8 protein-coding genes are annotated in these 10,160 nt (G+C 75.3%); 3 read left to right on the top strand and 5 right to left on the bottom strand.

Annotation, left to right across the window (positions count from 1 at the left end):
- Window positions 1–144: 144 nt before the first annotated feature.
- The gene (locus ACGF7U_RS30990) at window positions 145–309 is read right to left on the bottom strand and encodes a hypothetical protein (RefSeq protein WP_157747273.1); all 165 of its coding nucleotides are present in this window, start codon (window positions 307–309) and stop codon (window positions 145–147) included.
- On the bottom strand, window positions 306–2,024 hold the full coding sequence (locus ACGF7U_RS30985) for a hypothetical protein (protein WP_393112781.1): 1,719 nt from the start codon (window positions 2,022–2,024) through the stop codon (window positions 306–308). Before ACGF7U_RS30985 ends, ACGF7U_RS30990 begins: the two co-directional genes overlap by 4 nt.
- Window positions 2,025–2,160: 136 nt before the next feature.
- Between ACGF7U_RS30985 and ACGF7U_RS30980 the strand changes: the two genes are divergently transcribed.
- A complete protein-coding gene (locus tag ACGF7U_RS30980) occupies window positions 2,161–4,065 on the top strand; it encodes a hypothetical protein (RefSeq protein ID WP_393112779.1) in 1,905 nt (634 codons plus the stop codon).
- 18 nt (window positions 4,066–4,083) lie between these two features.
- Here the strand turns inward: ACGF7U_RS30980 and ACGF7U_RS30975 are convergent, their stop codons facing one another.
- Window positions 4,084–4,824: an FkbM family methyltransferase gene (locus ACGF7U_RS30975; protein ID WP_393112777.1), complete on the bottom strand. Its 741-nt coding sequence runs from the start codon at window positions 4,822–4,824 to the stop codon at window positions 4,084–4,086.
- A gap of 186 nt (window positions 4,825–5,010) precedes the next feature.
- On the opposite strand from ACGF7U_RS30975, the gene ACGF7U_RS30970 reads away from it, so the two are divergent.
- The gene (locus ACGF7U_RS30970) at window positions 5,011–6,261 is read left to right on the top strand and encodes a polysaccharide biosynthesis protein (protein ID WP_393112775.1); all 1,251 of its coding nucleotides are present in this window, start codon (window positions 5,011–5,013) and stop codon (window positions 6,259–6,261) included.
- A 74-nt stretch (window positions 6,262–6,335) separates the two neighbouring features.
- Here ACGF7U_RS30970 and nudC read toward each other — a convergent pair whose 3' ends face one another.
- The gene (gene nudC / locus ACGF7U_RS30965; protein ID WP_393112773.1) at window positions 6,336–7,250 is read right to left on the bottom strand and encodes an NAD(+) diphosphatase; all 915 of its coding nucleotides are present in this window, start codon (window positions 7,248–7,250) and stop codon (window positions 6,336–6,338) included.
- Between the two features lie 181 nt (window positions 7,251–7,431).
- Here nudC and ACGF7U_RS30960 point away from each other — a divergent pair, with 181 nt between their 5' ends.
- Window positions 7,432–9,249 carry a VanW family protein gene (locus tag ACGF7U_RS30960; RefSeq protein WP_393112864.1) on the top strand — a complete coding sequence of 606 codons (1,818 nt, stop codon included), beginning with the start codon at window positions 7,432–7,434 and terminating at the stop codon, window positions 9,247–9,249.
- Between the two features lie 475 nt (window positions 9,250–9,724).
- Here the strand turns inward: ACGF7U_RS30960 and ACGF7U_RS30955 are convergent, their stop codons facing one another.
- On the bottom strand, window positions 9,725–9,928 hold the full coding sequence (locus ACGF7U_RS30955; RefSeq protein WP_393112771.1) for a hypothetical protein: 204 nt from the start codon (window positions 9,926–9,928) through the stop codon (window positions 9,725–9,727).
- Window positions 9,929–10,160: the final 232 nt, after the last annotated feature.

Here is a 10,160-nt window from a genome sequence, read left to right as displayed (position 1 = left end):
GCCCACGTACCCACCGGGCCCCGTTCCCCGGGGGGGCCCCGCGCCCCCGCCGCCCCCCGCTTGGTGCCGGTGGGGGCCGCCGGGGGGGGCGGGGGCCCCCCGGGGGGGCCCCGGGGGGCGGGGGCCCCCCTTCGTCGTCGTGGTTCAGCGCGTGCCGTACAGCGGAGCCTCGGTCCCCTGCTCACTCACCTTGGTGTTGGCGGCCTCCTTGGCGGACGGGCTGAGCGCATTCGCCAGTCCGACGCTCCCGAGCAGGCCGAGCACGACCCCGAGTACCCCGACGGCGACGAACGCGGGCAGGTTCCTCATCCACCTTCTCCTTCCGCGGGACTCGCGTGCCGGGACGCTACCACGCGGTAGCGCACCCGCGCAGCGCCCGAAAAAACGACCCCCACCACCACCGTTCCGGCCAACACGTGGGCCAGCCCCACCGCGCCGGGCCGGGCCGGCGCGGCCGGCGGCGACCAGTCCGGGTTCTCGTAGAGCGTCAGATCGGGTCCCATGTGGACGGCCCGCAGCCCGGCCAGCGCCGCCGGGGCCGGGGCCGGACCGGCCGCCCGCTGCACCAGCACCCAGCGGGCGCCGGTCGCCGACAGCGGCGCACCGGCGGCGAGCGCCGCCCGCACCCGCGCGGCGCGCGGGTCCTCGCCGGCCACCGCCAGCCCGCCCACCCGCAGCGTGTCGTCGATCAACACCGGCACGGCGAGGTACCGGGGCGCCGGGTCTATCACCACCTGACCGTGGTTCCAGGGGTGGCTCTGGTACTCCTGGAACGGCAGTGAGATCACCTCCCCGGGCCGCTCGGCGGTCAGCCGGGCCACCGTCGCCCAGTCCGCCGGCCAGCTCACCGGCCGCAGCCGGCCCGCGCCCCCGAAGGCCAGGTCGGGCAGGAGCGCCACCGGCAACAGCGCCGCGCCGACCAACGCAACCCCGGCGGTCGTCGCGTCGAAGCGGGCCGCCAGGCGGTCCGCGAGCCGTTCCGCGCCGAGCGCGCCGGCAACCGCCAGGGCCAGCGCGTACGGCACCAACAGCTTCTGACCGTCCCGCACCAGGCCGGCGCCGGGCACCGTGGCGACCAGCCAGCCGAGCAGGTCCGCGCCACCGGGCAGCACACCGAGCGCCGCCGCCAGCCACGAGCCGGCAGCCAACAGGCCGAACCGGCCGGCGACCGCCGGCGGCCAGCGCCGGCGCAGCAGCGGGAAGCCGTACCCGGCGACAGCCAGCAGCAGCGCGGTGGCCAGCGGCACCAGCACCACGGCCCGCGACGCGGGAGTGGTCTGCCCGTTCCAGATGCCGCCGGTGCCCGCCAGCGCCACCAGCGGGCCGGCCCAGTTCTCGCCGCGCGCGGCGAACGCGGCCACCCCGGCCGGGTCGGAGCGACCGGCGTCGCCGCTGGCGAAGCCGGCCACCAGCCACGGCGCGTTCAGCAGCACCGTCAGCCCCACGCCCAGCGCCGCCGACCGGGCGGCCGCCGGATACCGCCCCGGCAGCAGCACCGCGACCGCGACCAGGGCGAGCACGCCACCGGTCGGCGTGATCGCGGACGCCGCCGCGGCGAGCAGCAGCCGGGGCAGCGCGCCCCGCCGGGCCGCCCGCACGTCGAGCGCCGCCCGCACCAGCCAGGGCAGCGCGGCGTACGCGACCAGCAGCCCCCACTGCCCGACGAGCAGCCGCTCGGCCAGGTACGGCGTCCAGGCGTACCCGACGGCGGCCACCACCCGGACCGCGACCCGGTCGGTGGGCACCAGCCGGGCGGCGCCCAGCGCGGCGAGGTAGACGATCGCGGCCAGCACCAGCCGTTGCAGCAGCCAGCCGGGCACCACCTGGCTGGCCAGCGCCACCACCGCGTCCTGCGGGACGGCCCGGGGCAGCGCCGAGGCCGGGGCGATCGCCTCCCAGCTCAGCGCCTGCCGGGGCACGAACACCATGTCGTAGCGGAGCACGTACCCCGGCAGGGCCAGCGGGGCGAGCACCACTGCCGTCACGGCGGCGGCCACGCCGTGCGGCACCAGCCGTTCGCGCATCCCCTCGACCTCACCACTGCCCGGGCGCGACGACCGCCGCGCTGGTGGCGGCCACTGTACGCGGGCGCCGCGCGGCTTTCGAACCATCCGTTGACCTGATGGGAGCACCGGTCCGGCGTGTGGCAGTCTTCCCGCCATGGCATCGACGGGGCCCGAGGCGACCGCCCAACGTGACCAGAACGGACTGATCGGCGGCTGGGTACGCGCCGACCCGGTGCGGGCGGTCGGCATCGCGATGCTCCTGCTCAGCCTGGCGTGGCGGGCGCAGCTCGCGTCCCGGGGCCATCTCGCGGTCGACGACTGGGTGCTGATCGCCCGGGCGGCGGAGTCCGACCTCACCCCGGGCTTCCTGCTCACGCTCTACAACAACCACTTCATGCCGGCGGCCCTGCTGGTCACCTGGTTGGTGACCCACGTGGTCGGCCTCGCCTACTGGCCGTACGTGCTCCTGCTGACCGCCGGCCAGGCGGTCCTCGCGGTGGCCTTCTTCCGGCTGCTCCGCACGCTGGTCCGACCGGGCTGGGCGCTGCTGGTGCCGCTCGCGGTCTTCCTGTTCAGCCCGCTGACGCTGGAGGCGACGTCGTGGTGGGCGGTCGGCGTGAACATGCTGCCGATGCAGCTCGCCATGGTGCTGGCCGTCGGGGCCCAGTTCCGCTACGTCCGCACCGGCCGCCGGCGGCACCTGCTCACCCTGGCCCTGGCGGTGGTGTTCGGGCTGCTCTTCTTCGAGAAGTCCCTGCTGGTGGTGCCGCTCGTCTTCCTGCTCACCGCGTGCTTCCTCGTCGGCGGACCGCCTGTGCGGGCGGTGTGGGACACGGTCCGCCGCTACTGGCCGTCGTGGGCCGTACTCACCGCCGTCTCGCTGGGGTTCGCCGCGCTCTACCTCTCCCGCTCGGAGTCCTCGCTGCGCCGCCCGGACTCACTGGGCGAGGTGCTGTCGTTCCTGTGGCAACTGCTCGGCTCGACCGTCGTGCCGGGCCTGCTGGGCGGGCCGTGGCAGTGGCTGCCGGCGGGTGACGGCGCCCCGGTGACCGCTCCGCCCGAGCTGGCCCGGTGGCTGGCGTGGGCCGTCTTCCTGACCCTCGTCGCGGCGACCGTACGACTGCGCCGGGCCGCCGGGCGGGCGTGGGTGCTGCTCGGGGCCTACCTGGCCCTGGTGACCGCGCTGCTGGCCGCGACCCGGCTCGGTTCGATCTACAGCGACGTGGCCGGCGCCGTGCCCCGGTACGTCAGCGACGTGGTCGTGGTGGCCGCGCTCTGCATCGGCGTCGCCCTGCTCGGCCTGGCCCCCGCCGCCGGACCGGTGGACGGCGGGGAACCGGAACCCGCGGACCGGAAGCCCGGCGACCCGGGCGCGGACGACCGACCGCCGCCGGCGCTGCTGGCCCGGCACCGCGAGACGGTCAGCACCGGGCTGGTCCTCACGCTGCTCGCCGGCGGCCTCGGCACCGCGTGGACCACCGCCCGGTACGGCGACGAGTGGGCGGTCAAGAGCGGCAGGACCTATCTGGAGACCGCGCGGGCCGAGCTCGCCGCCGCCCCGCCCGGGACGGTCTTCTTCGACCAGCCGGTTCCCGGCGACGTGGTGCCCGTGCTCTCCGCGCCGTACAACCGGCAGTCGAGGTTCTTCCACGCCATGGAGGACGGCCCGACGTTCGTCACCGAGGCGGAGGCGCCGTCGGTCTTCGACAGCAGCGGACGGATCGTCCCGGTCCGCGTCGACGGTCCGGCCGCCCGTCCCGGCCCCGAGGAGGGCTGCGGCTACAAGATCATCGGCGGGCGGACGGTACGGATACCGCTCAGCGCCCCCCGCGACGACTGGTTCTGGGTGGTCCGGATCGGCTACCTCAGCTCCGCCGACACCACGGCCGTGTTCCGCCTCGGCACCGGCGTCCGGGAGTTCCCCGTCAAACAGGGCCTGCACCAGTACTTCTTCGAGTTCACCGGCGGAGGGGACACCGTCGAGCTGACCGTCGAGAGCCACGGCGTGACGGTCTGCACCAACGAGGTCACCGTCGGCACCCCGACGCCGCACGAGTGAGCGACTGGAGCGCCGCCGTCACTCCGGGCGGAACAGCACCGAGTTCACGTAGCGGGGGCGCGGCCAGAGCACCCGGCGGGCGAAGCTCTGGCCGACCCGGGCGATCGCGGCGCGCTGGTGCCCGCCGAGGTCGAAGTCGGCCAGCGGTACCCAGTCCCGCCCCGGCAGCACGTACCCGTGGTAGCCCCAGCCGGCGAGCAGTTCCAGGAGCGGCCCGACCGGCTGTATGCGCTCCTCGACCTCGATCAGCAGCACCGGCCGGTCACGGCGGATCGTCTCCGCCGCGCCCCGCAACGCCGGCAGCTCGTGCCCCTCGATGTCCAACTTCACGAAGCGCACGTCGGTGAGCCCGAGGGAGTCGAGCGTGACCCGGCGGACCTCCACCGGACTGCCCTGCCGCGGATCCTCCAACGACGAGGTACCGACGATCGCCCCGCCCTCGGGTAGGTAGAGCGAGGCCGTGCCGCTGTGGTCGGACACGGCCGCCTCGACCACCTCGACGGTCGGGAACGCCGCCCGCAACTGCCGGGCCAGCGGCGGGGTGGGCTCCACCGCGACCACCCTGTCGGCGCGCCGGAGCAGCCGCGCCGTCCACGGGCCGTACCAGGCGCCGACGTCCACGGCCGTGCCGCCGCGCGGGACGAACCCGGCCAGCCGGGCCAACTCCGGCTCGACCCGCGGGTAGACCCGCCGGATCGTGCCTGCCACGAACCGTTCGGGGAGCACCGCGGCAAGGCCGGAGGTCGCTGCGGAAGTCACGTGCGTCGACGCCATGGGCCAGCACACTAGACGTTTCCCGGCCGCGTGGGCAGGGGTCACGCGTGCGGGGCTGACGAGCCGCACGGCCGGCCGGTACCGTCTCCCCCGGTCGGGCCGCGGTCCCGACCACTCCGCCGGCCGCGACGCGCACGGCCCGCGCCGGACAGCAGCGCGACGTGGGGTGACATGACGCGGACCACGGGCAGGGAAGCCGGGGCGGTCCGCTTCGGCGCGGCGGGCGCTGCCGTCACCATCGCCACCATGCTGACCAACGGGTTGGCCTACCTGGTGCCGGTGCTCGGGGCCCGCCGGCTGACCGCCGCCGAGCTGGGCGCGTTGGCCACCGTGCTCGCGCTTGCGGCGATCGCGGCAGTGCCCGGCTTCGGCCTGCAGATCGCGGTCGCCGCCCACCGAGCCCGGTGGGGCGCCACCGGCACCGCCCCCCTCGCGCTGCGCACCGCCGCGCTCACCGCCGGGGTGACGGTGCTGGCCGCGCCGGTGCTCGGCGCGGCGCTCCGACTCCCGGTGACGCTGACCCTGCTGCTCGCCGCGACCACCTTCGCCACCGTGCTGGCCGGCCGGTGGCTCGGCGAGCTCCAGGGCGACCAGCGGTTCCTGCGCCTCGCCACCGCGATGACCGTGCTCGCGGCGGGCCGCTACGGCGGGCTCGTCCTCGGGCTGGTCCTCGGCCGGGGGGCGGTCGCCTGCCTGCTGCTCGCCTCGCTCACCGGGCTGGCCGTCCTGCCCCTGCTGGCCCGCCTCGCCCACGTGGACCGACCCGGCGCGCCGGCCCCACCGCCCGCGGACGCCACGGCCGCCGCGGTGGACCGTCTGCTCACCGCCCGGCACGTCATGACGGCGTGCGGCGCGTCGCTGGCGATGCTCACCATTTCGTACGCCGACCTGATCCTCGCCCGCCAGCTGCTACCCGGCGACGCCTCCGGCGGGTACGCCGTCGGGTCGGTGCTCACCAAGGGCGCGCTGTGGGCGCCGCAGGTGGTCACCGTGCTGGTGCTGCCCCGGCTCGCTCGGGGCGACCGCCGGGCCCGGGTGGCCGCCCTCGCGCTGATCCTCGCCTGCGGCGCGGTCCTCGTCGGTGCCGCGGCGCTCGCCGGCGACCTGGCGTTCCGCCTCGCCGGCGGTGCGGGTTACCTGCACCTGGCCGGTGCGGCACCGCTCTTCGCCGCCGTCGGCGCTCTCTACGCGGCGGTGTTCATGCTGGTCAACGACCGGGTGGCGACGGGCGCCCGCTGGCCCGCCGCGCCGCTCTGGGTCGCCACCGCCGGCCTCGCCGGGGCGGCCCTGCTCGTCGCCCCGCGCACGGTTGGGGGCGTCCTCGTCTGTGCGCTCGCCACCGCCGTCCTGACGGCCGCCGCCATGGCGTGGCTGACCTTCCGGGGTCCTGCTCCCGGCCGTCGCTCGACCGACGCCCCGTGACGGGCACCGCGGCCCCGGCACCGGCCTCCCCGCGTCCCCCGACCCGGGCCCCAGGGCCTCGGTCGAGCCACCGGTCAGCCCTCCGCCAGCCAGCGGTGCAGCAGGTGGTGGTCGATCGAGTCGACCCGGCCGAGCCGCCCCTCGGCCGCCCGCTCGCGCAACTCGTCCCGGGTGAACCAGCGCGCCTCGACCAGTTCCTCGCCGTCCACCCGCACCTCCTCGGACGCGGCGGTGGCCCGGAAGCCCACCATCAGTCCCGCCGGGAACGGCCACGCCTGCGAGCCCACGTACCGCACGTCGGTGACCGTCACCCCGGCCTCCTCGGCCATCTCCCGGCGGACGGCGTCCTCCAGGCTCTCGCCCACCTCCACGAAGCCGGCCAGCGTCGAGTACGCCCCCTCGCGCGCGCCCGCGTGCCGGGCCAGCAGGCAGCGGTCCGGGGCTCCCGGCGCCTCGACCAGCACGATGACCGCCGGTTCGATCCGGGGGAAGAGGAGCCGGCCGCAGTCCGCCCGGGTGCAGGACCGGACGTGCCCCCCGCCCCGCGCGGCGGTCGACGCCCCGCAGGCACCGCAGAACCGCTGCTGCCGGTGCCAGTGCAGCAGCCCCCGCGCGTACGCCTGGGCCGCCGCCTCGGCCGGGCCGAGCCGACCGACCAGCGCCCGGACGTCCACGGCCTCGCTCGCTCCCGTCACCTCGACAGCGGCGGCCTCGGGCAGGCCGGAGAGGTCTGCGGCGAACACGGCCGACCCGTCGTCCATCCCCAGGAAGACGGTCTCGTCGGCGACGGCGAGCGCCTCGGCCACCCGCTCTCCGGTCAGCCGCACCGGCGCGTCCGCCCTGGCCAGGCAGCGGTCCCGCCAGAGCGGCAGGACGACGCTGCCCGGGTCGGCCAGCAGCGCGGCCATCCGCTCCGGGTCGGCGCGCAGTTCCCCCGCCCGGTCCAGCCAACCGCCCCCGTATGCCAGGACCGCCTCATCCGCTCGCATACCCCTACCGTGCCATGCCCGGCGGCGCGCCCCACGCCCGGGCGGCCGGCCCGACACGCCGGCCCGACACGCCGTGCCGGCGCGGGCGGGCCGCAGGCTGCCGCCGCGCCGGAGGGCCGGTTACCGTAGGTGTCCTCCGGGCGGGAGCGAGCGCTCCCCCATGTGGCATGTCCCGATCGAGGTGACCGTGACGCTGTACGGCGAGAAGACCCCACCCGCCGACGACCGGCCCACCGTGCAGGTCACCGCGGTGACCTGGCCCGGTGACGAGCCGGGACCCGCCGTGCCCGCCGGGCGACCGGGCGGGGGGTCCCGGTCCCGCCGGATCCGCCTGCTGCTGGCCGCCGGGGTCACCACGGCGGTGCTGGCCTCCGTGGCGGGGGTGGGCGCCTACGCGTACGCGGGGGACGTGCCCCGCGGCACGACGGTGCTCGGGGCGGAGCTCGGCGGCCGGAGCCGCGCGGACGCCGCCCGGGAGCTGCGGGCGGCGCTGGACCGCCGCGCCGCCGAGCTGGCGGCCCCGCTGTCCGTACGCGTCGGCGAGCGGACGGCCGAGATCACCCCCGCCGAGATCGGCCTGACGGTCGACGTCGACGCGACCGTGGCTGCCGCGGCCGAGGCCGACGCGCACGCGGTCGACCGGCTCGTCGGCTCCCGCGAGGTCCAGCCGGTGGTGACCCTGGACGCCGCCCGGCTCGACGCCGCCCTGAAGAAGGTGGTCGGCGACCAGGGCCGGAAGATGACCATGCCGGCGATCACCTGGAAGGGCACCACCCCGAAGGCGGTCCACCCGAAGCCCAGCCTCGCGCTGGACCCGGAGCGCTCCGCGCAGGTGGTGCGGGAGGGCTGGCTGAGCCGCCAGCCGGTGACCGTGCCGCTGGTCGAGACGCACCCGGCGACCACTGCCGAGGAGGTGGACCGGCTGGTCGCCGAGCTGGCGAAGCCGGCCGTCGCCGCGCCGGTCACGCTGACCACCGACAAGGGCTCGGTGCGGATCCCGCCGACGGCGATCGCGAAGAGCCTCCGGTTCACCGCCGACAAGGCCGGCAAGCTGACCCCGCAGGTGGACGTGAAGCGGCTGCGCGCCGCGCTCGGCGACGACCTCGCGGCGATCGAGGTGCCGCCGAAGGACGCCCGGATGACCATCTCCGGAGGCAAGCCGAAGGTCGTCGACGGAAAGCCGGGGCAGCAGCTCGACAGCGCGGCCCTCGGCCGGGACCTGCTCGGCGTCCTGCCCAAGGCGGAGGGCCGGACGGTGACCGGCGAGCTGAAGCCGGCCGAACCGGAGCTGACCGCGGAGAAGCTGGCGGGGCTCGGCATCAAGGAGCGGGTCTCCACCTTCACCACGCGGTTCACCGGTGGGCTCTCCTCGCCGCGCAGCCAGAACATCATCACCATCGCGAAGGACGTGGACGGCACCGTGGTGCTGCCCGGCGAGACGTTCTCGCTCAACGGGCACACCGGCGAGCGCGGCTACGCGCAGGGTTACCGGGACGCCCCGGTCATCCTCAACGGCAAGCTGGTGCCCGGCGTGGGCGGCGGCACCTCGCAGTTCACCACCACGCTGTTCAACGCGACGTACTACGCCGGCCTGGAGGACGTCGAGCACAAGCCGCACTCGTACTGGTTCAGCCGGTACCCGGCGGTCATCGAGTCGACCATCTTCTGGCCGGACCTGGACTTCAAGTTCCGCAACAACACCGAGTACGGCGTCCTGATCGACACGTCCTACACGTCGAGTTCGATCACCGTGTCGATCTGGAGCACCAAGATCTGGGACAGCGTCAAGACGGAGTACAGCCCGCGGCGCGACATCACCCAGCCGAAGACGGTCTACCTGGAGCCGGGGCCGACCTGCATCCCCGCCAGCGGCAGCCAGGGCTTCACCCAGGACGCCTTCCGGGTCATCAAGAAGGACGGCAAGGTCGTCAAGCGGGAGAAGTTCACCTGGCGCTACGACGCCGAGCCGCGCTTCATCTGCGGTCCCGAACCGTCCTGACCGCCGTCCCGCATCCGCACCGCACTGCCCCGCCGGGTCCGCCGGCGGGGCAGTTCCATTACGGCGTACGCACACGTGCGCTGACTTCCCTGGCAAGCCTGGGCCAGCGAGGGGGCGGTCCGGTGCTGCCGATCCGGATGCGTGGGCGGCGCGTCGGCCGGGCTCGCGGCCTCCGGTGAGGGAGCCGGTTCTGTGGCCGGGTGACTCGGCGCGGCGCACCTGCCCGGAGGTGCGGGCGCGGATCGCGCGGTTACGCGGGCATGTGGATGACGGGCAGGTGCCCCCTCGGGCCCGTACCGGTTGCCCTCGCTGGTCAGGATGGTTGCTCGGCACTCCAGGGCGGCCATCACCGTGGCGACCAGGTCGACGTCGCCAAAATTCCGGCCAAGGGAGAGACGCCGGATGACGACCGAGATCACCTCGGGCATGAGCCGGCCGGCATTCCGCGGAATCATCCACCGCAAGAACAGTTGCATCAGCGATGCCTCTGTAAGACAGCCGGATACCAGGGCTGCCAGTCTTCGGTCACGCCCTCGCGCAGCTGGCGGGTGTACTCCGCGATGCTCTCCTCCGGGGTGGTGACCATAGCGGCATGTCGCACCGGGTCGAGCGGCTCCCACTCCGGCGCGGAAAAGTCGACCACGTCGCTGGCGTTTGACGTCGACGAGTTGGACGCCACGACAGCCGCCGCCGCCCAGCCGCCCTCACCGACAGCGGTGAGGGCGGCTCAGCCCCGGTGGCGCCCCTGGGCAGCAAGGCTCCGGCGCCGCCGTGGACGGTTGAGACCAAAAAAGAGTGGACATGCGTTAAGGGCCACCCCCTTTTGGGGGTGGCCCTTAACGAAAGAATGTCCGGCGGTGTCCTACTCTCCCACACCCTCCCGAGTGCAGTACCATCGGCGCTGGAGGGCT

The sequence above is a fragment of the Micromonospora sp. NPDC047670 genome (assembly GCF_043204915.1).
GTDB lineage: Bacteria > Actinomycetota > Actinomycetes > Mycobacteriales > Micromonosporaceae > Micromonospora.
Note: the sequence above shows the minus strand (reverse complement) of the source record. Positions and strands in the feature narration are given on the sequence as shown.

What these genes read in the sequence shown, in the direction of transcription:
- ACGF7U_RS30990 (WP_157747273.1), bottom strand. Translation starts at nt 309, where the DNA reads ATGAGGAACCTGCCCGCGTTCGTCGCCGTCGGGGTACTCGGGGTCGTG.
- ACGF7U_RS30985 (WP_393112781.1), bottom strand. Translation starts at nt 2,024, where the DNA reads ATGCGCGAACGGCTGGTGCCGCACGGCGTGGCCGCCGCCGTGACGGCA.
- ACGF7U_RS30980 (WP_393112779.1), top strand. Translation starts at nt 2,161, where the DNA reads ATGGCATCGACGGGGCCCGAGGCGACCGCCCAACGTGACCAGAACGGA.
- ACGF7U_RS30970 (WP_393112775.1), top strand. Translation starts at nt 5,011, where the DNA reads ATGACGCGGACCACGGGCAGGGAAGCCGGGGCGGTCCGCTTCGGCGCG.
- nudC (WP_393112773.1), bottom strand. Translation starts at nt 7,250, where the DNA reads ATGCGAGCGGATGAGGCGGTCCTGGCATACGGGGGCGGTTGGCTGGAC.